The organism is Paenibacillus sp. JT31N11 (genome assembly GCF_056269285.1).
Window position 1 is genome coordinate 335,683 of sequence record NZ_JBWDNQ010000003.1, and the last position, 25,924, is coordinate 361,606.

Consider the following 25,924-nt stretch of genomic DNA (forward strand, 5'->3'; position numbering starts at 1 on the left):
AGCTGACGGTCCATAAGGAGGATAGCGGCATGAAGGCAATGAAAACTGCCGGACCTGAATTACCGAATCAGGCAGGAAAATGGGGCAGGCTCGGCAGGAGGCTGTATCGGGACAGATCCCTGTACCTGCTTGCCCTGCCGGGAATTCTTTTTCTGATCTTGTTCAAGTATGTGCCGATGTGGGGCATTGTCATCGCCTTTCAGGACTATTCGCCCTTCGCCGGAATTTTGCATAGTCCTTGGGTGGGTTTGAAGCATTTTGAACGTTTTTTTGCCAATCCGGATTTCTGGATGCTGTTCCGCAATACGATTGCCATTAATCTGCTCAGCCTGTTTCTGTTTTTCCCGCTGCCTATTCTGATTGCGCTGATGCTGAACGAGCTGCGGAGCGTCTTGTTCAAGCGTCTCGTGCAGACGGTAATCTACCTGCCCCACTTCTTGTCCTGGGTCATTATCGCTGGTCTGACGTTCTTCCTGTTCGCCAAAGGCGAAGGACTCGTTAACGATATTCTGGAGGCGCTTGGACCACGAATGGCTGTTCTTACGAACCCGAATGCCTTCTGGCTGATGGTGACCATTCAATCCATCTGGAAAGAGGCCGGATGGGGAACCATTCTGTTTCTGGCGGGAATCGCCGGAATCAACCCCAGCCTTTATGAAGCTGTGAAGATGGATGGTGCCGGACGTCTGAGACAAATGTGGCATATTACGCTGCCAGGCCTTCGCTCCGTAATCGTGGTGTTATTTATATTGAAGCTTGGCGACATGATGGATGTCGGCTTTGAACAGATTTTCCTCATGTATAACGGTGCCGTATCCAATGTGGCGGAGGTATTCGACACCTACGTGTACCGGCTTGGGATCAAGCAAAGCCAATTCAGCTATAGCACAGCTGCAGGGCTGTTCAAATCCGTCGTCGGGCTTGCTCTTGTGCTGATTGGAAATAAAGTGGCCAGGAAATTCGGCGAGGAAGGGGTGTTTTAACAAGTGATCAGACCGAGTATGACGGACCGGCTCTTCCGTCTGATTAACGGGGGGCTGCTTGGATTAATGGCATTCCTCACCTTTTTCCCGATCTATTACGTAGTTGTGATTTCATTCACCGATTCAACGGAGCTGCTGGCCAAGGACTATATCCTGTTCCCGTCCAAATGGTCATTCGACGCCTACAGTTATCTGTTATCCACGGATGCGTTCCTGCGCTCGCTCGGCAACAGCGCCTTCCTGGCGGTCGTCGGCACCGTATGCTCGCTGGCTGTTACCTCATCCTTCGCTTATGCCCTTTCCCGGAAAAAGCTGATGGGACGCAGATTGCTGATGCTGCTTACCCTGCTCACCATCCTGTTCAGTCCGGGAATTATTCCGAACTTTATTCTTATTCGCCAACTGGGCCTGCTTGACAGTTTATGGTCCTTGATTTTACCGGCTATGGCAACCGGATGGAATATACTGCTAATGAAAAACTTTTTCGACAGTCTGCCGCAGGAGCTCGGAGAATCGGCTGCCATTGACGGCTGCGGCGAGACGCGGGCTTGGGTCTCGATCATGCTTCCCTTGTCGCTTCCTGCTCTGGCGGCATTCGGGTTGTTCTATGCAGTGGGCTTCTGGAATCAATTTTTTACCGCCCTGCTGTACTTGAATGACTCCTCCCGCTGGCCGATCCAGGTTCTGCTGCAGAATATGCTGCTGAATGCCTCCAATACGGATTTGGCCGTTCCTGGAGAGTTTGTGGAGGTTCCGCCCTCAGAATCGCTCAAGATGGCTGCCGTTGTTGTGGCGATTGCTCCGATAGTTATGGTTTATCCGTTTTTGCAAAAGCATTTTGCCAAAGGAGCCATGGTTGGTTCTATAAAAGGTTAGGTTTGGAGATGAAGCATATGAAACCCGATATCATTTTTTTGATGACCGACCAGCAGCGCTGGGATTGCATCGGTCTGTATAATCCATCAATAAAGACACCGAACATCGACAAGCTGGCCGAAAGCGGTATTGTCTATAACCAGGCGGTTTGTCAGGCGCCGATGTGTGTGCCGAGCCGCAGTTCCATGATGCTTGGTCTGTATCCTTCCCAACTGGGCGTGCGGACGAATCATGGAGGTCTCTACGACGAAGACAAGCTTCCTGCCGAGCCGCTGCCCGAATTGATGCGCAAGGCGGGATACCAGACGGCAGGATTCGGCAAGACGCATTGGAACCATGGACACCGGAATCCAGTTCCGCCTACGAGAGGCTTTGAAGTGCGTTCGGTCGGACTTTCCCGGGAGAGCGGCCACTATGAAGACGGAGCTGTGATGATGGGAGACCATGATCCGGAAGGGCTGCGGGCTTATAGCGAGGAAACGGCTCTTTACGGCAGCGGGGAAGAGAATGCGCTAGGCTATATGGGCCGAACGAGCGGAATACCGATGGAGCAGCACCGCGACGGTTGGGTAGCCGGGCAGTGTCTGAATTTTCTGGACGGCGGCATCGATCCGGATCGTCCCTTGTTCCTCTATCTGTCCTTTCTGAAGCCGCATGCCGGGTTCAATGTGCCGCAGGAATTTGAGGATCTGTACCGGCTTGAGGATATTCCCGATATCCCGCAGCCGCCATGGGAGGACGAGGAGGGAACGCACTTGTCGGCTACGGACGGCGTGAATACAGGCAGCCGGCGAATGTATCTGGAGAGACGCGAGGCCTGGGAAGCGATGAGTCCGCTTGAGCGCAGACGGACTACGCTGCGTTATTATGCAAATTGCAGCTGGCTGGATCATTATTTTGGCCTGGTGATGGAGTCGCTGGAGCGCCAGGGAAGATTGGACAATGCCCTGATCGTATTTCTGTCGGATCACGGCGATATGCTCGGCGAGCGCAGATACCGCTTCAGCAAGTATTGTCTGTACGACTCCAGCGTCAGGGTGCCGCTCATATTGTCCGGTTCCGTGATACCCGGGGATAAACGCGGTACAGTCGATGAGCGTCAGGCCGAGCTGATTGATCTTGTGCCAACGCTCAGTAAAATAGCGGAATTGCCGCGGAACCCGATTCTGCCGGGACTTGATCTTCTGGGTGAGCGCAAGCGCCGGGGAACGTTCAGCGAGTTTCACAGCAAAGGGGCGGAAGGACTTCATTCGGCTCCCTGCTATATGTGGCGCAAGCGGGATTGGAAGCTGATCATCTACTTATCCGGTACGATTGAGGATGCCATCGAGCGGGTGGATGAAGCGCACGGAGAATTGTATAACCTCCGGACTGACCCCCAGGAATGGTATAATGTTTATACTGAAGCGGAGTACCAGCCGGTTCGGGAACAGCTGAAGACGGAGCTGCTGCTGCATCTGGCAAGCGTCTGGTCGAGGGGACCGTTTTTTTATGACCGCCATGGATACGCCTCTCTGGGGTGAATGCGGGCATAGAAGATGATGAATCGGCGGTGCAGACGGAAATAGTCCGGGAGAAGCATAATAAGCTTTATACCCCCGCGAATACCAGATGACGTTTCCGCAAGCGCAGCCGGGTTATTTGACCGATCCTTTAGAAGAAGCTGATTGTTCATACGAAGGAGGCTTGAATGTATGGATTGGAGCCGTTTTAAACATCCGCATGCGGAAGACCGGATTCATCCGTTCTGGTTCTGGAATGGAGAAATGGCGGATGATCAGATCAAGAGGCAGATCGGGGAGATGGCGGACAAAGGCGTAGGGGGATTTTTTATTTGCCCGCGCCAGGGGCTTGAAGTCCCTTATTTGTCTGAACAGTGGTTTCAGAAGGTTCGTCTGGCAGTGGAGTATGCCGCAAGCCTTGGGCTTCAGGCATGGCTGTACGATGAATATCCCTACCCCAGCGGCATTGCGGGCGGCGAGGTGACCCTGCTGCATCCGGAAGCGAAGCATTATACGCTGGAGACCATTACCCGCAGAGCAGAGGGCGGGCGTAGCGTGCGGGAGGAACTGCCCTGGGCGCGGATATTGTCCGCTCAGGCGGTACCGGTTGGTGAAGGAGGCCAATTGAATTGGGATGAGGCCGTCGATATCCGCGGATCAATAGGCAGCAGGCAGACACGACGCATCTTCCAAAAAGCCGGGCTAACGGCATATAACCGCAAGCGCTTCTTTAGTTATGGAACCGCTTACGAGCTGATCTGGGACGCTCCGGACGGAGAATGGGAGCTCATTTTGTTTCTGGAGAAGGAACTGGAGGATTTCAAATATTACGGGACATTTGTTGATCCCGGCAACCGTCAGGCTGTCGAATCCTTCATCCGGCTGACCCATGAGAAATATGCCGACCATGTAGGCGACTTGTTCGGTGACCCCATTAAAGGGTTCTTCGGGGACGAGACGGGGTTTCTGGGCAGCATCCCTTGGTCGCCGCAGCTGCCGGCAGCTTTCAGGGAGCTGCATAACTATGATTTGCGTGATCATTTGCATGAGCTTCTGTATCCGGATTGTCCGGATGGCGCACGGATCCGTTACGATTATTTTCAGACGGTTCATCTGCTGCTGCGCTCCAACTATCATCAGCAGCTTCATGATTGGTGCGGGGAGCATGGGCTTGCTTATGTGGCCGAGGCGCCATCGGTACGGATGACGACACAGCGGTACAGCCACATTACAGGCGGCGACTCGGCCCATGAAAAGCTGGGACGGCCGCTGCACTGGGTGCTGGAGAGGTATGCGGGGGAGATGCGTTATAACCCGAAGATGGTCAGCTCGCTGGCCCGTCAGCTGGGAAAGGAGCGGAATCTGATTGAATGCTTTCATAGCGTAGGCTGGTCCATGACGCTGCAGGATGCCAAATGGATGATCGACCGGCTGGCCGCGCTGGGAACAAATCTGTTTAATTTTCACGCGTTCTTCTATACGCTGGATGGCCTCTCCAAGCATGACGCGCCTCCATCCCAATTTCTGCAAAATCCTTATTGGCCATATTTTCGGCAGCTTGCCGACTATACAGGCCGACTCAGTTATATGATGAGCCAGGGGGCTGCAGACATTCGGATCGCGGTGCTGGACCCGGTAACAAGCTTCTGGACGCATATGGGCAATCCTCTGCATGGATTCAAATATGCGGGTGAAGATGAGGAGCAAAAACGGAGACTGGAACGTCTTCACGGGGACTGGAAGGCGCTGTCGGTGCATCTGCTGGAGACACGCCGGGACTTCGACCATCTTGATCCCGAGCTGCTCCAGGAAGCCGACATTAACGAAGGCGTCGTCACAATCGGTCATGCCCGTTATGAAGCGATTCTGCTGCCGCCGGTTACGAATCTGGAGGCGGGAGCATGGAAGGCTCTGAAGACTTTCGCTGCACAGGGAGGCATAGTGATCGGGATGGGGCTTCTCCCGTATGAGGTTATCGCAGCGGATAACCCCTCGGAAGACGAGGCAGCGGCTTTCTTCGGGGTAGAGGAGTCCCCGCGCGCCGGTTACTGGGAATCGGACAGAACGGGATCGGCAGAGAGTCAGGATTCCGGCCGGATTGGATACCGGAAGGGACCAGCCGGTTCCTTATATTTTATCCCGTGCGGCACTTCGGGGCCATTTCAGCCGGTGCTGGATCATGTGACCAGGCTGCTGGATGATTGTCTCCCGCAAGCGGTAACGGTCAAGGCGGCTTCGGCAGACGAACATCTTCCGCTGCTCATGCAGACGCGCTGGCTCGAAGAAGATACGGGGATGATTTTCCTGACAAATCAGGAAGGCCGTCCGCTTTCGTTTATATTAAGGGTGGATGCGGAGCTTCTGCCGGACCGGGGCGGACATGTCCATGGGGAAGCACTGGTTCTGCTTCCGGCAGATTTGATCACAGGCGAGGTGGGCCATGAACCTTATCTCTCGCACCCGGAATATGATTGGAATGCGCGGCCGGACGAATCATCCCAGACTGGCGGCGGAGCTGCAGCAGTTAGGCTTATGCTTGCGCCTTATGAATCACGGCTGATCCTGGCGGTGCAGAAGGAACGGGTGAGCGGGATAGCCGGCAATCGAAACCCCCGTCCGGGGAGGGAAACGGAAGGCGGTTCATTCGAACGGCCGCAGGAGCATACTGGCGCGAAGCGGGAAGCCCCGGAATGCAATTCTGGAAAGTTGCAAAATCCTGAACAGGAGTGCATCAGCATCACTTCGGAAGCGCAGTGGATTGTGGAACCGCTTGGTCCGAACATGATTAGGCTGGACCGGTTTTCCCTGCATCTGCCTGGTGAGGAAGAGGGAATTCTTGTCGGGGTCAAGACATTCATCGATCAATGCGAGGATCTGGCCGCCGTTCAGGCTCTTCCTGTAGCATTCCGGCAATCCTTCGGCACTCCGTTGAAAGTAGGAATGGACTATCCACTTGACGTAACCTATCGTACAAGATTGCTTGTGACAGATCTTCCTGCCGAATGCTCGCTTGTCATGGATGAGCTGGCAATCTCAGGCGAGTGGGTGCTGATGGTTAATGGAACGTCATTTCGCCGTGATCAGTTTCGAGCTGCCGAGTTGTATGATTACCGGAACATCAGCAGCGATATTGCTTCGCTGCTGCGCGTTGGCGACAATGAAATTTCAGTCAGCGTTCGAATATCGAGCGATGAAGACGGGCTGCTCGACGCGATTTATCTGGCAGGGTCATTCGGGGTCGAACTCCAGCCAACCCAGGGTTCCGCGCTTCCGGTGATAACGGCTGTACCGCGGACAGCGGCTTCGCTTCCTCATCACTACACGGAGGGCTTTCCGTACTATGCAGGCGCCTTGTGGTTCACCCGACAGCTGGATATGAGCCTGCCTGCCCGGACGGATGAGATAGATATACAGTTTGCCGACTGGGAAACGACACTTTCGGTTCAGATAAGACTGAATGGTCATGATCTGGGCGTACAATCCTGGTCGCCCTACCGCTGGAGGGCGAGCTCCGATTTGCTTCGATCCGAAGGCAATACAATAGAGGTGGACGTAACGAATACGCTGGTGGGGCTGCTCGAAGGAGCGTATTTTGATTACAGGGAGCATAAGCTGCAGCCTTTAATTCCCTGAACCTCTCAAGCAGCCTGCGGCTAATTATGAAAAGCCCCTTCTCGCGGAAAGAAGGGGCTTTGACTGCAGCTTTTGACTATATTTTGAAAATCGATACGGTACGTTGAAGCTGAACGACCATCTGCTGCATTTTTTCGGTTTCGTCGACAACCGCCTGCACGGAGCCAATCTGTTCATTCATGGAGGCGGATACCTGCTCGGTGCCGGCAGCGGACTGCTCGGTGATTGCGGATATATTCTGGATCGCTCCTGAAATCTTACGGGAGCCCTCCAGCATTTGATCGCTTTCGCTGGAGAATTGATAGATTTGCTTGGTTATAAAATCAACGCTGGCGACAATTTCGGAGAAGATATGCTCCGATTCCTGAAGCATATGAGTTTGCAGCTTAACAACTTCTTCGTTGATTTTAATATTTTCGATGGCCTGCTTGACTCCGGAATCGATGCTGCGGACAAGATTGAACACTTCTTTGGTCGAGGCGGTCGATTCCTCCGCCAGCTTGCGCACTTCCTGTGCGACAACTGCGAATCCTCTGCCATGCTCACCGGCGCGCGCCGCCTCGATTGAAGCATTAAGAGAAAGAAGGTTCGTCTGCTCGGCCAGATCGGAGATTGTGCGCGTTATCGACGAGATGCCCTCCGCATTGCGGGCCAGCTCCTCAATTGTAGCCGCAACTGTAGAGGTTGCTTCCACATTGCGCTGCATGCCGACCGTCTGGCTGTCTACAGCTTTCCGGCCTTTCTCGACCAGGATCAGCGTTTGTTCGGATTTCTCGTTCATTTCCTTGGTGGAATGGGCGTATGAGGCTACTTTGTCCTCGATTTCCCGGATTGACTCAGCCATATCCGCCACATCCCCGGAAATTTCGTTAGCTCCGGTTGCCAGCTCTCCGGCTGATAAGGCGACCTGCTCCATGATCAGCTTCAGATCCTTGTTCTTGTCAAAAATATTCCGGCTGGTGTCGTTCACGATGCGGGATATATTGGACGTGTCCTTCAAAATTTCACGCAGCTTGTCAATCATGCTGTTAAAGGAATGGCCCAGCTGTCCCAGAGAGGAGGATGAGGATACGTCAACCTTCTGGGTAAAATCTCCCTTGGCGATGCCAAAGGCAATGGAAGAGATTTCGTCAATAGATGAAGTAAGCGCTCTCTCGATCACACTCACAAGGGGATACGTAATCGCTGCCGCGACTAAAATGATGATGAGCCCAAGGAGTAAGCTGCTGCCTGTAATGATCAATCCCAAAAGCAAGGCGATCGAGAAAATGCCGACGATTGAATAGCACCCGATCAGAAGTTTGTTGCGGATGGACAATGAATAAAACCATTGCATGAGGCAGGGCTCCTCTTTATTAGAATAATCTCATTATATTCACAATGGAGAATTTTGTCTATATTCGTCTAATGCAATCGTACTAAGTCGAAAGAATTAAGTAAGGATTATGTAACAATCCAGTATCGAGCCTTTTTGCTGTAATGATTTTGTAAAAATATGTTGAAGGAACCATAAAGCTGTCTTATAATAGGCCTAATGTATTATTTGTAAGCTTCAAGAAAATAAGGATTCAGGAGGGGGTTTACTATGAGTTTGGAAACGATGTCATTGGCGCGGCAAGTGGATTATGTATTCAGACAGCTGGAAGAAGAGCTGATTTCAGCTGTTGCAGGGACTGTTTTTATACATATTCGGAATAATGCAGTCGGCAAATACGGAGTCAGGCACAATCCCATTGAGAGCAAGAATGGTGAAATCGGCCAAACAGAGCAGGGTATGACCGCTTCCCAGGTGCAGTCCTTTCGCCAGATGGCAATAGACTCGCTGAAGCTTAAACGGAATTGGACACACGGTGAAATTTTGTATGATTTTTCAGTGAGGTCGAGCACGGGTGCTTGGTCGGCAAGTATTCTTTTTGAATCGAATTACAATTTGGCCAACGGCATGTTTCGCTACCAGCCGAAATATTCACAGCAGGCGCTTCGTGATGCTCCATAGCATATATTCAGGGGACGCCCCCAGCAAAAAAAGGGCTATCGTCGACCTTCGGCGGCGTTTCTTCTTCGATTGTAGACTTCTTATCATTTAAGAAAATGCTGCTCCGCATATAAGCGGGCAGCATTTTTTCAATTATGCGGGATTTGATGATCCATCAACCATTAACGAAGCGGCGCTGTTATTGTGCGTCCCATGTCCCGGATAAGGGTTCCTACATCTTCCGAGAAATTACGGACAGGATGGCCATCCATAGGCAGCATTTGATTCTGAAGACCCTTGATGCGGGAAAATAACTGTCCATCCGTCGTTACGTGAACGGCATAACCCGGCTCCGCCCGTTCAACGGTTTGCTTCACTTGCCGCTTCACCATTTCGGTGTGGACACCTTTTTTGACAGCGACACCGACAACGGCGTCGCGATTGTTAAGAATGACAGTTGCTCTGTCCACGCCATGAACACTGGAAACATGCTTGGCGATTTTCTCGGCAGTGGTCATGTTTGCAGAAGCACGCGGATGCTGCTTTTGCTGCGGATGCGTTTCTTTCATCAGCATACGTTTATCCGTGGTGGACTGCGTTTTGTAATTATTTGTTTTTATTTTGTCATGCTTCGCGGTACATCCGGTCGAGGCCATAACGAGAAACAAGGAAAGAACCAGCATTGCGGATATCTTATACATTGGTTTTCACCTCCTGAAGATAGGATTCGCGATGAACATCAAAACCATGCTGGTAATATTTCATTTGGAATTTTTGATGGCAGCCTGTTTGCGGGCTGATTCCGCCACGGAATATTTCATTAATTCGGAAACGGTAATCAGGCGGTAGCCTCTGGCTCTGAGCTCCGGAAGAATGACTCTCAATGCGGCAGCAGTTTGCGATTTCCCCTGGACATGATCATGGAAAAGCACAATATCCCCGTTTCTGGCATTTCCCAGCACCTTGTCCAAAATCCGTTGAACGCCTGGCCGGCTCCAATCCCGTGTATCCTGATGCCAGGACCACATGACAGGAAAAAGGCCCATTTTATTGGAAACCTTGACGATCGTATCGTCATACATGCCGCCCGGAGGACGAAATAACGCTGACTTGCGGCCGATTACCTGGAATATTTCATTTTCCGTGCTCTCGATTTCCTGGCGGACTATTCTTTCCGATGACGGGATTCTGAAGTAAATATGGTTATAGGTATGGTTCGCAATCTCATGTCCTTCAGCGGAAATCTGATTCAGAATATCCGGATACAGCTTCACTCTTTTGCCTACAACAAAAAAAGTGCATTTGGCATCGTACTGCCTGAGCAGATCGAGAATTTCCAGCGTCTGAACGGGATCCGGCCCGTCATCGAAAGTCAGCGCCATCACTCTCTGCTTCGTCTGTACCTCCCAGATCATTTCTCCTTTTTTCTCATAATAAAAACGGTCCTTCTTGAATGGTGCGCCTGCGCCATCAGCTTCATTTGCGAGCAGCAGCATCGAAAGGCTTACGATCCCCAGCAGATATTTGTGTACGAGCATGAATCTCCATCCTTTGCAATGTGCATCATTCACCACATTAGTTGACGATAAGCTTTAATGTTTCAAAAATACCGGTTTCGCATACATCTAAGATGACAAGTAAGTCCGGAAACACAAAAAAAATGCTGCCTCGCTGAGCCGGGCAGCATTTTTCGGTATTGGCGAATCCTAATGGCGAATGTTGCTTCCTGCCAATTGTTGTTCCGCGATTTGAACAAGTTTGCGGGTGATGTATCCACCCAATGCTCCTGTATCGCGGGTAGCCATATAACCGTAATAGCCGTCTTGCGGAATTTGGATTCCAAGCTCCTGCGCCACTTCGTATTTCATTTGGTCCAAAGCTGCGCTGCATTGAGGTACGACTAATTGGTTGCTGCTGCGGGATTGTCCTGCCATTATATTCACCTCCTAAGCTTTCTTGAGCCTTATTATGTTCCTGTTGGAATCTTTTATGCAGAATAAAAATGATTTTTTTCAATCCTCTAAAATTCAAGTCAAACAGCTGGCATCAGAGATCAAATTCATAATCCGGGTAGACATACGGTGTGGAAGGAGGAGTGATCGTTTTGATATGCGCTGCTTTAAGTATAATGATCGGATTTCCTTCAAAAAGGCCCACGGTCACGGTGCCGCGCACATTCAGCCAGACATCGTCATCGTAATCTGCAGCTCGCGGATTTTCGATCATCAGACCGTATGGCAAGGAGTCCGCGGAGCAGCAGTTCATCGCAAACCGGCTGACAGCCAGCTGCGACGTTCCCATCCCTTCCTGCCTGTAGACAAACCCGCTGATTTCAACCGTTTTGCCGATAAAATTGTCCCGATACAAGTCAAGCGCAGTCAGCGTCTCCATATACTGCTTCTCGGGGATTACAATTTCGTTCAGCCCATACAGTCTTTTGCCGAGCCGGGCATAGGCAGCCGTATATTCATCCGCGGGAAACAGCGCATCCAGATCTGTATTGTCCGCTGAATCATCAGGGAACGGCTGCGCCTCCACATTCTCCGGTATCACAAAACTTCCTGTGCCGTTCAGGCTGATACCTTTTTTGGATGCTGCAGTGCTTCCAAGCATCGTGTCCGGCAGAAGGAATCCCATAATCAGCGGGAGTATAAACAAGCCGTAGATGAGCGTATTTTTGATAAGCGAAGGAGATGGCTCGTGATCGCAGTCATGGGCAGCCGTCCGATTGCCGACCCATACCTGAACGGCGGAATAGAGCAAATAGATGGCTGTTGCATACAAGCCGATTGCCGAAAGCTTGACATAGAGAACCATGCGCGGCGCGATATACAGCGTCATACTGCCGCTGCGTACAAGATCGACTATATACAGGGCGAAGCCGGTCATGATCATGGCGCGCAGCAGATGGTGAATAATCGTGATCTTATCTTCCTTTGTCATGGGGGACGCTCCTTTGCTTCACTATCAGGATGGATAAAAAACCAGCTTCTCCATAACCATGGAACCCATCAGCACAGCGACGAACAAGAACGCGATAATCGTCAGAACAACCTTGGTGCGGAAGGCGGAGAAGAGCATAAGGGTGCTTTTGAGATCGACCATGGGTCCGAATACAAGGAAGGCCAGCAGTGCGCCGGGCGAGAACAGGCCGCTGAAGCTTGAAGCAACGAACGCATCCGAAGTGGAGCAGAGGGACAGGGCGAAAGCAAGAACCATCATAAAGATATGGGAAACGAAGGGTTGATCGGTGATCGAGTCCAATAATTGACGGTCGAGCGCAGTCTGCATGGCAGCGGTAATAAATGCGCCCATAATCAAATATTTGCCGATATCAAAAAATTCGTCTGATGCGTGTGCGAAGGTAGCGCTGATCCGTCCGCGCAGCCCGTTTCGTCCTTCGCTGTGATTATGGCTGTGTTCATGATGATGGTGAATAGACGAAGGGTGAGCGCTCCTAAGCGGGTTTTTACGGAGAAAACGGTACAGCAGCAGCCCCAGCAGCACACAGACAACAAAGGTCAGCCCCATTCGGGAGTAGGCCATAAGAGGCTCAGAGCGAAAGGCGGTGAAGGTCGAAGTAAATACGACCGGATTAATAATCGGTCCTGCGAAAATAAATACAAGTCCTATGTAGGCAGGCATGCCTTTGCGTATGAGACGGCGAACTACCGGAATCATGCCGCATTCGCATAAAGGCAGCAAGAGTCCCAGCAGGCTTCCGAACAAAACCCCGACGACGGGGTTTTTAGGCGTCAGCCTGGCAATCATTTTGTCAGAGACAAACACCTGCAAAAGGGCCGAGAACAGCACTCCAAGCAGGATGAAAGGAAAGGCTTCGAGGATGATGCTGATGAACAATATTTTAAAGGATTGTATCGATGGATTGGTCAGGATCAGATCCGTAAGGCCGTCTCTGGTCCATATACGGGCAAGTATCACCAGGCAGCCGGCAGCGAGCAGCGGCGTACCCCATTTATAGATGATTCTCAAAGGACAAACTCCCCCCCTTAAACTTCCGTTCTTATACAATATGCAGGCTTGGCCTTCAGAAGGACAGCCTTTCACAAAGTTATTTCACCACGCCTGAAAGAACGGCTGCGCCGGATTTAAATCTGCCTAATTGATTTGACTGTTATATCAAAAATAGTCATTGCCAAATGGGGAGCAAAGAGGTACAATCACTAACGTTGATAATGATTCTCATTATTGCTCAGTAGATGATAATGAGTGTATCGGATTGGGGAGAACAGAGGTCATGGTGAGTAAAAAGAAAATGAAAAAAACAGGATATACCCTTACGGCAGCGATGCTTGCCTGTGCGTTAGCAATTACCGGCTGCAGCGATAGCGTGAAGGTTAATGTAAAGGATTATTCATTCGACACGGCAGGGAACATGTTTGCCTATGCGGAATTCGAGTTATCCGGCGAGCCTCTGGCCGAATCGCTTGGACTGGATCTGGATGTGCTGGATGCCGGGAAGCCGGATTCGCCAACGGCATTCGATTATATAGCCGGGATCGAATCCTACGAGTACTCGGAAGAAGCGATGTATGAGGTGGTGGAGAAATCCGGCATGGGGCTGCATCTGGCAAATGGTCCTGCTGTAGCGGACGAGGCCAAGAAAGCCGGCCAATCGCCTAATGAACTGCTTGCTTCGCGATTCCTGAAGATGGTAGACAGTGTAGGACAGCCGGCGGATCAGATTCAGCAAAATATGTTTCCGACCTTCATTGAATATGCTGCAGGCGATCCCCATTACGCGCAGAAGGTCGATACCGGCAAATACGCCGACGGCGAGAATGGCACGTATATTCCTAATTACCAAGTGGATTTCAGCTCGCTGCGCTGGGACCGCGACAAAATGAAGAAGCAGTTTGTTCCAGCCGCTTATGGCGCAACGATGCTCAAGCAGTCTCTATGGGCCGGCGATTTTCTTGGCAATCTGCACAATGCGGAGTCGGATGAGGAAGTGGATGCATCCACTGCTGCAGAAGGACCGGAAGCCGATCAGGGGCTGAAGCTGGGCGTCAGCTCGGTTGACGGCATGCAGGGGATGATCCTGACCGAGGAAGTCTGGAATAAGCTCCAGTATGTGCGCGATAATCTGTTCTATGACCCTTCTTCGCAAGGACTGGGCGCTTTAGGCAAGAATGCGACCAATGTCTATCTGCCGCATGCCATTGACGTTGAGGAGAATGGGGATAAGGATTATCCGAATGTAAAAGGCTTGAAGGTAAACGATGGAAGCAGTTCATTGCAGGATCAATGGCTGATGCTGTGGCCGACCTCGGAATTTTACGGAATGACCGATCAGCGTAAGGATAACCCCAACCGCAATCCGGCATTTGCCCGCGTGTTTGATGGGGATCCGTTCCCTGCGGCGCCTGCAGCCAATACGGATAGCGATCCAAGCAATGATGTCGGCTCCAATGATCCTTTTACCATTGCCAGCGATGTTCTGCTTGCCGTATTCGATAATATCAAGACGCGCCACTGGAATAATGATGCCGGCACGCTGGTCACGTCCTTCGACGGCGGCAAGCAGGGAACGGCTGTGGATACGTTCCAGGCGGGTTATACGATAGAGGCGCTGCGCATGTTCGAGCGTGCGATCGACGGCTTGCCTGTAGGCTACGCGAATGGAGATGCGGCTGAAGGCTTGAAAACAGCGGCAGGGGCCGAAGCCAAAGAAATGATTATCAGGCAGGCAGATTTCATATTGTCCGCGCTTATTAATAAGGACGGCCTTGCCGTGAGCGGTTATGACACAGCCAAAGATGAAGCCGGACAAGACACCACGCTGCTTGCCCAAGAGGGCGCGATCCGCGGTTTGACCTCGGCCTTCCTGGCAACAGAAGACGAGAAATACCGCGATGCTGCCCGCCACCTTTATGCGGCGATGGACAGCAAGCTGTGGGATAACGGCATCAAAGCTTATAAAACCAATGGCGACGATGCATCTTATGATGCTTTTGCCGCAGGCGGCGTATCCTCTATGCTGCGTCTCGCACTTTTGCACTTGAAAAACACGGGCAGCGAAAGCGATGCGCCCAAAGCGCTTGAACAAAGCGCGATCCAGCAGCGTTATGTCGACTTCTACCGTCAGGTGATCGATGGACCTTCGCTTGAGGAAGGGATGCAGACGAGCGAGTTCTGGGATACGGGCGACTTCTATAAAGAAGGCGATGACTCCGGCAATACCGATGGGGACACAGTGCCTCAGATTCAGAAGGGACATGGTGACAATGGCATTTCCCCGGTTCTTCTTCCGGTTGAAATCTCGAAATAAACCATCGCTTGCTTGGAGGCTGGCGGCGGGTGCATCTGCACTCGCCGTTTTGCTCTTCTTATCTGCATGCTCCGGGGAAGAGAAGGAAGTCCCTGCCGGCCCGCAGTCAGGCAGCAGCATTGTGATGAGCGAAGATGGCAGAACCATCTATGTAGCTAATGGCGATACCAATACCGTCTCCATCGTTGATGCGCGAACCCGCAAGCTGGAGAAGGAAATTCCGGTAGGCAAAGAGCCGCGTGAACTGGCACTGTCTCCAGACGGAGAAACCTTGTATGTCACCTGCCGCTATGCAAACAGTGTGGAATGGATCGATATGGATAAAGGCAAGGTGCTTGGTTCGCTGAAGACTGGAATAGAGCCGTATGGCATCGTGAGCAGCCCGGATGGTTCGCGTCTATATGTCACCAACTATCGTTCGGGCACGGTTAGCGTGGTTGATGCGGCGAAGCGGACCATCATCAAGCAGCTGCCCGCTGGCGATAATCCAAGAGCGCTGGCTTTGAGCGGGGATGGCAGTAAGCTCTATGTAGCTGAATATTTGAGCGCCAAAACCCATGTATTCGATACGTCCTCCGTGGCTGAGCAAGCAGATATCAGGCTTGGCGCTTCTCCGGATAAGAAGGACCGCAAGAAGAGCCAGGGAACACCGAACACTGTCGAGCAGATTCGTCTGTCTCCGGACGGGAAGAGTGCCTGGGAAGCCCATCTGCTAACCAATACGGATACGCCGATACAGTTCGAAGAAGTGATTTTCCCCTCCTTGTCGGTTCTGGATCTGAGCGCGAATAAAGAGAATGGCAAGGACCGCAAGGAACTGTTCGACTCCATTGACGTCCAGGATAAATTCGGCAAGTCGACAATCGTTGCCAATCCGACAGATATCCTGTTTTCGCCGGATGGGAACAAGGCATATGTGCTGATGGGAGGAAGCGAGGATCTTCTGGTCTTTGATCTGTCCCGGGGCGGCCGGGCGAGCCAAATCATCCGCCATCTGCCTGGAGACTTTCCGATCGGCATGACCATGTCCCCGGATGGCCGCATTTTATATGTTCATAATGCCAATTCGCATGATATGACAACCATTGCGCTTCCCGGAGCCGAAGAGGGCGGGCAAGCGCACATCGATGGCGAGCCTTCGAAGTTAATCCGTCAGGATCGTCTGACTGCCGAGCAGCGTCTGGGCAAGACCTTGTTCTACAGCGCCAATTCGGATGATTTTCCGTTAACCGGCTCCAACTGGATGAGCTGTGTGTCCTGTCACTCGGACGGCGAGGTAGATTCATTGACGCTGACGACTTCCAAGGGGCCGCGGAACGTGCCGAGCAATGTCCTGGCGTTCGAGACCGGCGTGTTTATGTGGGACGGCAGCCGCGATGATTTCGGCGATTACATTCACACCATTCAAGGAGAAATGGGCGGAATGTCAGATGTAGACCCTGCCAATCCATATCCGGCAGATATACAAAAGCTCTTTGACGCGCTCGAGGCTTATATGCGGATGCCGGATGCTTTCCCGGTTCCTTTGAGTCCTTACCGGACGGAGGACGGTCAGCTCACGGCCGATGCCGAGGCAGGCAAGCAGCTGTTCGAAGGGAAGGCGCAGTGCATCACCTGTCATGCTGCAGATGTGATGACTGACAGCGTGAAAGCCGTTAATGGCAATGGAGCGTTAACGACGGACAATAAGGATTTTCTCCATAATGTCGGCACTGTCAGTCCAACGGACACCGATTATGCCGGCGACGCCCGCGCAGCCTTTACGAATATACGTGAGCGGGGCTTCTATGACACGCCGACGCTGCGCGGTGTTTACGCGACAGCCCCCTATCTGCACGACGGCAGCGCGGCCACCCTCAAGGACGTGATTGAACGCGCAGGAGACAAGCACGGTAAGACATCGGGGCTGAGCGACAAGGAAATAAACTCCTTGGTTGCGTATCTGCAGCAGCTGCAGTAAAGGCGGACCCCTCCCTAAATCCCTCCTGAGGAGGGATTTAGGGAGGGGTCCGCCCCTCTGGACTCCCGGAAATATGTAACGTGGGAGGGACACAGCAGCGTGTTAGCTCATTCGTGCTAAGCTCGTTTTCGTCCCTACGGGACACACTCTAATACTGGTGCACCCGTGGCACCAGATGCCCCTTCGGGGCTGGAATAACGTGGGAGGGACACAGCAGCGCGTTAGCGCATGCGTGCTAAGCTCGTTTTCGTCCCTAACGGGACACACTCTAATACTGGCGCACCCGTGGCACCAGATGCCCCTTTCGGGGCTGGAATAACGTGGGAGGGACACAGCAACGCGTTAGCTCATGCGTGCTAAGCTCGTTTTCGTCCCTAACGGGACACAATCTAATACTGGCGCACCCGTGGCACCAGATGCCCCTTTCGGGGCTGGAATAACGTGGGAGGGACACAGCAGCGCGTTAGCGCATGCGTGCTAAGCTCGTTTTCGTCCCTAACGGGACACAATCTAATACTGGCGCACCCGTGGCACCAGATGCCCCTTTCGGGGCTGGAATAACGTGGGAGGGACACAGCAACGCGTTAGCTCATGCGTGCTAAGCTCGTTTTCGTCCCTGAGGGACACTTAAACGCATCTTTATTTCCAAATATTGTTGCTGGCAGTGACTGAAGACGGATCTCTGATCCGCCAACGTTATTCAGGGACGAAGTCCACCAGGTACCACGCGAGCGTGGCAAGGAAGTGTGTCCCGCGAGGGACGAAAACGCTCCTACGCAAAAAGCAGCTAAACAACGTTCCTCCTCGCCTCCCACGTTATTCCATTCCGGGAGTCCAGAGGGGCGGCCCTCTCTGGGGTCCCCCTCAGGGGGATTTAGGGGGGATTGACATTCATTAAGGGAAGAGTATAATCATCATAACTGCAATGAAGGGAACAAGTAAGCATAGATGAGCGCTTCAGAGAGCCGGTGGGTGGTGCGAACCGGTGCAAGCGTCTGTTGCCGAATGGGTCCTGGAGCCGAGATGAGGAAAGCGAGCGTACGATCGTCCGTATGCATCTCCGTGTCGTTCCGCGTTAGGGAACTTGAAGGCTTGTTCTGCGCGGATATTTTCTGGCGCTTACAAGCAAATTAGGGTGGCACCACGGTCCTTCGTCCCTTTCGGCGTAGGGTCTTTTTTGTGTTCATTTTGAGGCTGCCGTCCCATGAAAAGTCGATAAAACAACGAAGGAGCGCATAGCAGCGCTGATTTGAAATAACAGGAGGGTATAACGATGCCGCGTGTTCTATCAGGTATTCAGCCGAGCGGCCAATTAACGCTCGGAAATTACATTGGCGCTATACAAAATTTTGTGAAGCTGCAGGAGACCCATGAATGTTTCTTTATGGTCGTCGATCTGCATGCCATTACGGTACCGCAGGAGCCTGCTGCGCTTCGCGAGAATATTGAATCCGTAGCATCGCTGTTTGTCGCGGCCGGGATTGATCCGTCCAAAGCGAGTATTTTTGCGCAATCGCAAGTACCCGCCCATGCCGAGCTGGGCTGGTTGATGACGACGCTGGTCTCGATGGGCGAGCTGGAGCGGATGACCCAGTTCAAGGACAAGTCGGCCGGCAAGGAATCGGTTGGAGCGGGGCTGTTTGTTTATCCGGCGCTGATGGCGGCCGATATTCTGGTGTATAATGCCGATCTTGTACCGGTGGGCGATGACCAGAAGCAGCATTTGGAGCTGACACGCGACTTGGCCCACCGCTTTAATGGGCGTTTCGGGGATTATTTTACGATTCCGGAGCCGTATATTCCAAAACTTGGCGCCCGCGTTATGTCGCTAGACGACGTCTCGAAAAAAATGAGCAAAAGCAATCCGAATCCGGCCAGCTATATCGCTTTGCTGGATCCTCCGGATGTAATCCGCAAAAAATTCAGCCGGGCTACAACGGATTCCGGCCGCGAGGTGCAGTTCAATACGGTCGAGAAGCCGGAAGTGAGCAATCTGATGACGATTTACTCTTATTGTGCGGACATTTCACTGGATGATATCGAAGCGCGCTACGAAGGACAAGGGTATGGAGCCTTCAAGAAGGATCTGGCTGAGCATGTGGTTGCGAAGCTTGAACCCCTCCAGAAGAAGTATGCGGAAATCCGCAGCTCGGGAGCGATTCACGATATTCTGAAGCAGGGAGCAGAGCAGGTATCGGTGATCGCGAACCAGACAGTGCGCGATGTGAAGGAGCGGATGGGTTTTCTTCTGCCCCGCTGAAGGAAGCAGGCAATAAGGGAAGAAGATAAAGACAGATAACGCCGCTAGCCAGGGTCCTCACCCTTGCTTGCGGCGTTTCATTTTGGCGCTGACGACGAATCCGAGGCCGATACTGCCAATCATCAGAACAAACAAGAGAGCGGCTATCCATCCATTATAGCTGATGGCGATAGCGGTAGCGCTCATAAGCAGCACCGAAAAGACGGCAAAAAACAGGGCTAGCGATTTGGGCATTGTGTCATTCTCCTTGGAAAAAAAGAAATTCTTAAAAGTAAGCATATTCTTCTCACTATCGTATCATAATAAGTTTGCAACACACCATTGTTAGAGGACGAAAGGAGAAATTCACATGGCAGGACAATCTCGCAGCAGCAATACATTGGTCGTACCTCAAGCAAGCGCAGCTTTGGATCAAATGAAATATGAGGTAGCGCAAGAGCTGGGCATCCAAATCCCGCAAGACGGTTACTATGGCAACATGGCGACTCGTGACGCTGGTTCGCTGGGTGGTTACATCACCCGCAAGCTTGTGCAAATCGCTGAACAACAACTGTCTGGTGGTCAAGGCCGCTAAGCCCTAAAGGTATTAGCTGATTTCGATCTCCACAAAGTATCAAGCTCAAGGGAAACCTTGAGCTTTTTCTTTTGTGTTTCTTTCCTCGCACATCAGCGTCCCGCAAAACAAGGACCCCTCCTATTGTGCAAGAAGGGGTCCGTCCCGTCAATACGTGTTCATCCGCAGCCGCTTTTGCAGGCGCTCTTCGCTAAGCCAGCCCACATAGGAGCCCAGTGTGCGATAATCATTGTCCATCAGCAAAACGCCGACAAAAGGATATTGTTTGCGATGGCGGTAACGAACATCGCACCAGCGTACTTCATACCCCCAGGAGTGCTCCTTCACCTCTGCACATGCGTAAGAGGTGAAGTAAAGGAAAGCATCAATGGACGGATCGTTCCGCGAAGCGTCAACCGCCGGATGCTCGGTACCCTTGGCCCGGTCAACCCAACGGAGCTGGCCGCGGCGGAAGTCACCGATCATGTAACAGCCGTCAGCCCTTTTCTTGACCACATTCCATTCATGTATGGAAACCGTTGGAATCAGGGTGAAACGATCGCCTTCATGACAATCGGTATCGATTTGCCGCATTCGTTTCGTGAGAAGGCGATGGGCTACGGTACGCCAAATGTAGTAAATAATCAGAACCCCGTAAAGAAAGGGGAAAATATAAGCGGGATCGGCCAACTGCAGCGCCCAGATCAGAATAGCGATGACATGCGTTGTGAAAATAAATGGATCGAATATATGGATGATGTTCCATGATATCCATTTTTCCGTAAACGGACGCATCGCCTGCGTGCCGTACGTATTAAACAAATCTACAAAAACATGGACTACAACAGCCAGCAGCACCCAGCCTCCCAGATGAAGCCATGGGATGTTGAAGCTGAAGAATGATTGTATCAACAGGGTAATGAGAATCGTCCAAATCGCGATCGCTGGCAGGGAATGGGACATGCCGCGATGATTTTTAATATAAGTGGCATTGTTTTTGAGTCTGAGAAATCCATCGAAATCCGGTGCTTGCGACCCGACTACCGTACCGATGAGAACGGCGGCATAAATCGTATGATCGGAGGCGACGACCGGGTCGATGGAAGCGAGCCCGGCAAGTCCGAGTCCCATGACCAAATGCGTCCCACTATCCATGAACATTCCTCCTAAAAGGTTTCTGCGTGACTTCCAGGGTGGCAAACTTTGTAAGAGCAGAAAACTACATCGGAAGCATAAACTAAGGTTTCTGCGTGACTTCCAGGTCACTCATTTCATCATTATGGATTGGTCATTGTGAATTCCACAGACAAGAAGGTTAGGTGTCTGCTCCCCTGTAGCATACACTAAGTTTCCAGCAAATGCATCTATCCCCTGGCAAATTGGGCGACAGCGGAAGGCGGATGCGTTTTAAATATAAGAAAGTATAGATCTGGTCTGTACAGGCTTATATTTACGGAATGAGAAAACCTGGTTTACCCGCCAAAGTACGGAATCGGCTGTTTCCCTTTAGAAGTGGTATACTTCTATATTGTACGTTTTAGTATTTTCTGAATCTGTAGTTCTTATAACGAAGGGACGAAATTTCATGCATATTTGTTTCGTGGAGTATCAAATTTCTGAGGAATTTATTATGGACTACCGGTCATGGGCAGCCGTTCAACAAGCGGAATTCAATGATTTTCAGCTGTATGAGGGTACGGATCAGCCGCTGCTGTTTGTGGAAGTGTGGGAGGCTCCGAACGAGGAGGCTGCGCTTGCCATAAAAAAAGAACGCTGCAGTGAGCGTTCCTCATGGTTTACAATGTCGCAATGGGTACAAGGCGGAGCTGCCCGTATCCACGCATGGACGTTTCGGCCTGTTAACGGTCGCCTGTAAGGGTACCAGACGATGTTTCGATTCTTGTAGCCGTTGCGGGAGTGGTGTTCGTAATGGTCTGACCCTGGAAGGTATAGGCATAATTTATGGGGCCGTCAAAGGTGACATAGTCGAGATTGAGCGTCAGCAGCAAGTAACGCATGCCCGTTGCGGGATCGCTAATAATGATATGATCGCGGCCAGCCGCCTCGATAATGCCTTTGAAAATCTTAGCGTTCCATTCCGAGTTGTTTTCATAGGTCATGTAGATGGTCGCCATTTTGCCGCGGTTCATCCTAATAATGTTTTCTACATAGGATTCCTCATTAATCGGAACCGTTATTATATTACCTCCGGCGGGTGTGACAATTGATCCGCTGGGGACATTGGGAGTCGTCGGCGCAGACGCCATTTGCATCTGAGCGGTCATGGGAGCCATCGGCATTTGCATTTGGCCGGCGGCCATGGGCATCATCGGCATTTGCATCTGACCTGCGGTCATGGGCATTTGCATCTGACCTGCGGTCATGGGCATTTGCATTTGGCCGGAAACCGGCATGGTTTGTGTACTTGGTTGGTAAGGATAATTATAGTTATAGCCGGGGTAGCCGCCTGTGCTGGCTGGGCTTACCATGTTGCTGCCGTAACCGCCTGTGCTGGCTGGGCTAACTGCCGTACTGCCGTAACCGCCTGTGCTGGCTGGGCTAACCGCTGTGCTGCCGTAACCGCCTGTGCTGGCTGGGCTAACCGCCGTGTTGCCGTAGCCGCCTGTGCTGGCGGGACTTACAGCATTATTATAGTCGTAACCGTAGGACATGTCTCATTTTCCTCGCTTTCATCACTTCTTCAAACCATTCAGGAGCATCATTCGCTCCATCAAATCTTCATCAATAAACGGATGGACAATTCTCCTGAGTTGGGGCGTAAAAACAGTGTGCCTTGAACCTGCCGACGTGTTGCTGATCATACCAGGTGTTTGGACAGTCTGCGGCAGGACGAAAATACCAGAGGGCATTTGTCGCCGGCCACCGGCGTTCGCCGTTGATCACGCGTTGGGCAAGCCTGATTTCGCTGTCGCGGGCCTTTTGGTAGAAATATCCTTTTTGGGTCGCTTCAAATCCCCCCGGACTTTGGTACACCATCTGGGACATTGTGCGAATATTTCGAAAATCGATACAATTGCCTAAAATTCGATTGACTCCGACATTGCCGACCATCAGCATGCCAAGGTCGCCTTCACCCTCCGCTTCTGCGCGTATTAGCCGGGCCAGCAGCCTGGCATCTGAGGAATTCGTTTTAATGACTGCCATATCTGAACCATCCCACTTCCTTTCGCAAGAGCTGGGCGTTTAACCACAATGACAGTGTATTGAGCAATAGGCGAAAGGGTTCCATTTTTTTCGAAAAGGGCAAGCCTCTGTGAGAGAATTGATAAGGCGTTTTGTCAAGCGGTGTCAATATAATGAACAAGGGCTGCGAACATTGTCAACTGCTTGTTTTTTCGGTATGATTAGGACGGTTTTAAAACACAGATGATGGGTAGTATACGCCCATAATGGGATCGGAACGGGGAGGCAGGCTGTGCTTAAAGAATATGTGGCCTTAACAAAACCGGGCATCATTCGCCTTAATGCGTTTGCGGCGTTCGGTGGCTTTTGGGTCGCTTCCAAATGGGATCATATTGATTGGTTGCTTCTGATTTATATGCTGATCGGCTCGGCGCTCACGATGGCGTCGGCTTGTGTCATTAACAATTATTGGGACCGCGAGCTGGACAAGAAAATGGAACGTACCCGGAACCGGACACTTCCCATGCAGCGGATGAATCCGACCAAGGTGCTCATCTATGGGATCGTGCTGGGGGTTATCGGGATTGCGGTGCTGTTCACGCTTGTTAATCCGCTTACCGGCTGGCTTGGGCTGCTTGGGTTCTTTGTTTACGTGATTGTGTACACTATGTGGCTGAAACGCACCTCAACCTGGAGTACCTCCATTGGGGGAATATCCGGGGCAATGCCTCCTGTTATCGGCTATTGTGCCGTTACGGAGCAGGTCGATGCGGGAGCATGGCTGCTGTTTGCCCTGCTGTTCCTGTGGCAGCCTGCGCATTTCTGGTCGCTTGCGATCAGGCGCGTTGACGAATACCGGGCCGCCGGTTTTCCGCTGCTGCCGGTTCTGAAGGGAATCCGCCGCACCAAGCTGCAGATGATTCCTTATACGCTGCTGCTGATTCCAACGGGCATTCTGATGTACACCTACGATTACGCCGGTTATTTTCTGCTTGTTATTTCCATCGCCGGTGGTGTCCTCTGGACAGTGCATACGGCAATGGGACTTTCAGCGAAGGATGACACGAAGTGGGCCAAGACGAATTTCTTTATTTCCATTAATTATTTAATGATTGTCTTTTTTGTGATGATCCTGGATACCAACGGCATCGGATAACACGTCCTGGTGGGATTGCGTAAACAAGGGGGAACGTAAGCGGATGGATTTTGTACGAAAACATGCCTTCAAGATTGCGGTGCTGGCGCTTTGCGCGGCGATGGGCATTTATTTATATGTCTCTTCTAATAAAGAAGCCGGACCTAATCTGGATCAGAACTATAAAGCTCCGAGCTTTGAGCTCACGGATCTGGACGGCAATAAAGTGTCGCTTGAGAACACCAACGGCAAGGTGCGGGTTATTTATTTCTTTTACTCCAATTGTCCGGATGTTTGTCCGCCGACGACCTATCTCATGAGCGAGGCCCAGAACGAGCTGAAGGAGAAAGGGACATTCGGCAGCGATGTCGAGTTTCTGTCGATTACGTTCGACCCGGTGCGGGATACGACGGAGACCATCAGGAAGTTCGCGGGTAAATTTGATGTGGATGCAGCCGGCTGGAAATTCCTGCGCGAGGACAGCGAGGAAGATACCAAGCAGCTGATGAAGGATTTTGGTCTTGGTCTGGTGAAAGATGAGAACGGTTATTTCACGCATGCGGATGCCATTACCTTCGTGGACCGTACTGGCAACGTGCGCAAAGCCATTACGGGATCGATCACGGACACGCAGGCAGACGATGTTGTTAAAATTGTCAACGCGCTTGTGAAAGGCTAGGCGCCATGACAATTTTCTGGTCCGTATTAGGAAACAATGTGCTCCCGCTGTCGGTCATGATTGCCATTGGCGTCACGCTGCAGCGGGCTTTTTCTTTGGACATCAAGACGCTCTCCAGACTTAACTTCTATCTGTTCTCGCCAGCCATTATCTTCAAATTATTATATACTACGGAAATTTCGATTGGGGTTATCGGCACGGTCCTGCTTTTTTTTGTCATTTTTATGGCGCTGATGTTTGCTGTCGTGGAGGCCGTAGTGCGTCTTCGGGGGCTTGAGGGCGGCATGCGGGGGGCGATGCGCAACAGCGTTCTGTTCTATAACAGCGCGAATTATGGTATTCCGCTAAATCAGCTCGCTTTTGCCGCCAATCCGTTTACCCTCTCGGTGCAGGTGCTCATTATGATGATGCAGTCCCTGCTGCCCAATACATGGGGGATATACAGCGTTAATGCCCATAGGAGCAGCGGCCGCAAGATCGTGAAAACGATAATCAGGCAGCCGGTTATTTATGCGATTCCGCTTGCCTTTCTTATGCGCGGCTTCGATATTCCATTGGCCGGCTTTCTGCAAACGCCGCTTGATTACTTGGCTAACGCGTTTACTGGAACGGCGCTTATTACGCTTGGCGTTCAGATTGGCAGCATGCGATGGTCCTACAAGGATCTGATGCTTAAGGATGTTCTGCTTTCCTGCGGCGTAAGGCTGCTTATCGGGCCCTTGCTCGCTTTATTGGTGGTGTGGATGATTGGAATAGATGGCATTATGGCAAAGGCGCTCATTGTGTCCTCGGCTGTTCCGACCTCGCTTTCAAGCGTCCTGCTTGCCGTCGAATTCGATAATGAGCCGGAGTTCGCTTCGCAGGTCGTGTTTGTTTCCACTGTCCTTAGCATCATCACCGTGACATTTGTTATCTTTATGCTGCATATTTGA

General features: G+C 51.7%; 23 protein-coding genes and 1 other annotated feature. Of the genes, 13 read left to right on the plus strand and 10 right to left on the minus strand.

Annotation, left to right across the window (positions count from 1 at the left end; translation table 11 throughout):
* Positions 1-38 precede the first annotated feature (38 nt).
* The 4 genes from AC0YNV_RS14080 (at position 39) to AC0YNV_RS14095 (ending at position 6,994) form a co-directional block, all read left to right on the plus strand.
* On the plus strand, positions 39-983 hold the full coding sequence (locus AC0YNV_RS14080) for an ABC transporter permease (RefSeq protein ID WP_475768930.1): 945 nt from the start codon (positions 39-41) through the stop codon (positions 981-983).
* 6 nt (positions 984-989) lie between these two features.
* Entirely contained in the window at positions 990-1,859 is an 870-nt protein-coding gene (locus tag AC0YNV_RS14085) for a carbohydrate ABC transporter permease (protein ID WP_475768931.1), read from the plus strand.
* Between the two features lie 17 nt (positions 1,860-1,876).
* Complete coding sequence (locus AC0YNV_RS14090; protein ID WP_475768649.1) at positions 1,877-3,382, plus strand: sulfatase family protein; 1,506 nt, start codon at positions 1,877-1,879, stop codon at positions 3,380-3,382.
* Positions 3,383-3,553: 171 nt separating this feature from the next.
* Complete coding sequence (locus tag AC0YNV_RS14095) at positions 3,554-6,994, plus strand: glycosyl hydrolase (protein WP_475768650.1); 3,441 nt, start codon at positions 3,554-3,556, stop codon at positions 6,992-6,994.
* A gap of 76 nt (positions 6,995-7,070) precedes the next feature.
* Here AC0YNV_RS14095 and AC0YNV_RS14100 read toward each other — a convergent pair whose 3' ends face one another.
* Positions 7,071-8,330 (minus strand): methyl-accepting chemotaxis protein, encoded by a 1,260-nt coding sequence (locus tag AC0YNV_RS14100; protein ID WP_210038363.1) that lies wholly within the window; start codon positions 8,328-8,330, stop codon positions 7,071-7,073.
* 249 nt (positions 8,331-8,579) lie between these two features.
* Between AC0YNV_RS14100 and AC0YNV_RS14105 the strand changes: the two genes are divergently transcribed.
* Positions 8,580-8,990, plus strand: coding sequence for an O-methyltransferase (locus tag AC0YNV_RS14105; RefSeq protein WP_210038364.1), 411 nt, complete (start codon positions 8,580-8,582; stop codon positions 8,988-8,990).
* 161 nt (positions 8,991-9,151) lie between these two features.
* Here AC0YNV_RS14105 and AC0YNV_RS14110 read toward each other — a convergent pair whose 3' ends face one another.
* The 5 genes from AC0YNV_RS14110 to AC0YNV_RS14130 all read right to left on the minus strand — a co-directional run bounded on the left by AC0YNV_RS14110 (position 9,152) and on the right by AC0YNV_RS14130 (position 12,962).
* Positions 9,152-9,670, minus strand: a complete 519-nt coding sequence (locus AC0YNV_RS14110) for a YhcN/YlaJ family sporulation lipoprotein (RefSeq protein ID WP_475768651.1) — start codon at positions 9,668-9,670, stop codon at positions 9,152-9,154.
* A gap of 60 nt (positions 9,671-9,730) precedes the next feature.
* Complete coding sequence (locus AC0YNV_RS14115) at positions 9,731-10,507, minus strand: polysaccharide deacetylase family protein (RefSeq protein WP_475768652.1); 777 nt, start codon at positions 10,505-10,507, stop codon at positions 9,731-9,733.
* 168 nt (positions 10,508-10,675) lie between these two features.
* Positions 10,676-10,906, minus strand: coding sequence for an alpha/beta-type small acid-soluble spore protein (locus AC0YNV_RS14120; protein ID WP_379114097.1), 231 nt, complete (start codon positions 10,904-10,906; stop codon positions 10,676-10,678).
* A 109-nt stretch (positions 10,907-11,015) separates the two neighbouring features.
* Positions 11,016-11,912 carry a TIGR03943 family putative permease subunit gene (locus AC0YNV_RS14125; protein WP_475768653.1) on the minus strand — a complete coding sequence of 299 codons (897 nt, stop codon included), beginning with the start codon at positions 11,910-11,912 and terminating at the stop codon, positions 11,016-11,018.
* Between the two features lie 24 nt (positions 11,913-11,936).
* Positions 11,937-12,962 carry a permease gene (locus AC0YNV_RS14130; protein WP_475768654.1) on the minus strand — a complete coding sequence of 342 codons (1,026 nt, stop codon included), beginning with the start codon at positions 12,960-12,962 and terminating at the stop codon, positions 11,937-11,939.
* A 283-nt stretch (positions 12,963-13,245) separates the two neighbouring features.
* Here AC0YNV_RS14130 and AC0YNV_RS14135 point away from each other — a divergent pair, with 283 nt between their 5' ends.
* From AC0YNV_RS14135 to trpS, 3 genes are all read left to right on the plus strand, one after another.
* Complete coding sequence (locus tag AC0YNV_RS14135; protein WP_475768932.1) at positions 13,246-15,261, plus strand: hypothetical protein; 2,016 nt, start codon at positions 13,246-13,248, stop codon at positions 15,259-15,261.
* The gene (locus AC0YNV_RS14140; protein WP_475768655.1) at positions 15,218-17,221 is read left to right on the plus strand and encodes a beta-propeller fold lactonase family protein; all 2,004 of its coding nucleotides are present in this window, start codon (positions 15,218-15,220) and stop codon (positions 17,219-17,221) included. Before AC0YNV_RS14135 ends, AC0YNV_RS14140 begins: the two co-directional genes overlap by 44 nt.
* A gap of 916 nt (positions 17,222-18,137) precedes the next feature.
* Positions 18,138-18,383: a binding site (T-box leader), on the plus strand.
* 111 nt (positions 18,384-18,494) lie between these two features.
* Positions 18,495-19,481, plus strand: coding sequence for a tryptophan--tRNA ligase (gene trpS / locus AC0YNV_RS14145; protein ID WP_475768656.1), 987 nt, complete (start codon positions 18,495-18,497; stop codon positions 19,479-19,481).
* Positions 19,482-19,538: 57 nt separating this feature from the next.
* On the opposite strand, the gene AC0YNV_RS14150 is transcribed toward trpS, so the two are convergent.
* Positions 19,539-19,715 carry a DUF5325 family protein gene (locus tag AC0YNV_RS14150; protein ID WP_210038372.1) on the minus strand — a complete coding sequence of 59 codons (177 nt, stop codon included), beginning with the start codon at positions 19,713-19,715 and terminating at the stop codon, positions 19,539-19,541.
* A 115-nt stretch (positions 19,716-19,830) separates the two neighbouring features.
* On the opposite strand from AC0YNV_RS14150, the gene AC0YNV_RS14155 reads away from it, so the two are divergent.
* The gene (locus AC0YNV_RS14155; RefSeq protein WP_210038373.1) at positions 19,831-20,055 is read left to right on the plus strand and encodes an alpha/beta-type small acid-soluble spore protein; all 225 of its coding nucleotides are present in this window, start codon (positions 19,831-19,833) and stop codon (positions 20,053-20,055) included.
* A 147-nt stretch (positions 20,056-20,202) separates the two neighbouring features.
* Here the strand turns inward: AC0YNV_RS14155 and AC0YNV_RS14160 are convergent, their stop codons facing one another.
* Positions 20,203-21,189, minus strand: a complete 987-nt coding sequence (locus tag AC0YNV_RS14160) for a metal-dependent hydrolase (protein WP_210038374.1) — start codon at positions 21,187-21,189, stop codon at positions 20,203-20,205.
* Positions 21,190-21,619: 430 nt separating this feature from the next.
* Here AC0YNV_RS14160 and AC0YNV_RS14165 point away from each other — a divergent pair, with 430 nt between their 5' ends.
* The gene (locus AC0YNV_RS14165; protein ID WP_475768657.1) at positions 21,620-21,910 is read left to right on the plus strand and encodes a hypothetical protein; all 291 of its coding nucleotides are present in this window, start codon (positions 21,620-21,622) and stop codon (positions 21,908-21,910) included.
* On the opposite strand, the gene gerQ is transcribed toward AC0YNV_RS14165, so the two are convergent.
* Positions 21,894-22,706 (minus strand): spore coat protein GerQ, encoded by an 813-nt coding sequence (gene gerQ, locus AC0YNV_RS14170; RefSeq protein ID WP_475768658.1) that lies wholly within the window; start codon positions 22,704-22,706, stop codon positions 21,894-21,896. The two genes, AC0YNV_RS14165 and gerQ, sit on opposite strands and share 17 nt — an antisense overlap.
* Before the next feature lie 70 nt (positions 22,707-22,776).
* Positions 22,777-23,199, minus strand: coding sequence for a cell wall hydrolase (locus AC0YNV_RS14175; protein WP_210038376.1), 423 nt, complete (start codon positions 23,197-23,199; stop codon positions 22,777-22,779).
* A gap of 271 nt (positions 23,200-23,470) precedes the next feature.
* On the opposite strand from AC0YNV_RS14175, the gene cyoE reads away from it, so the two are divergent.
* From cyoE to AC0YNV_RS14190, 3 genes are read left to right on the plus strand one after another with little or no spacing between them, the layout of a single operon-like run.
* Entirely contained in the window at positions 23,471-24,334 is an 864-nt protein-coding gene (gene cyoE, locus AC0YNV_RS14180; protein WP_210038377.1) for a heme o synthase, read from the plus strand.
* Positions 24,335-24,377: 43 nt separating this feature from the next.
* Positions 24,378-24,992 carry an SCO family protein gene (locus tag AC0YNV_RS14185; RefSeq protein WP_210038378.1) on the plus strand — a complete coding sequence of 205 codons (615 nt, stop codon included), beginning with the start codon at positions 24,378-24,380 and terminating at the stop codon, positions 24,990-24,992.
* Positions 24,993-24,997: 5 nt separating this feature from the next.
* Complete coding sequence (locus tag AC0YNV_RS14190) at positions 24,998-25,924, plus strand: AEC family transporter (protein WP_475768659.1); 927 nt, start codon at positions 24,998-25,000, stop codon at positions 25,922-25,924.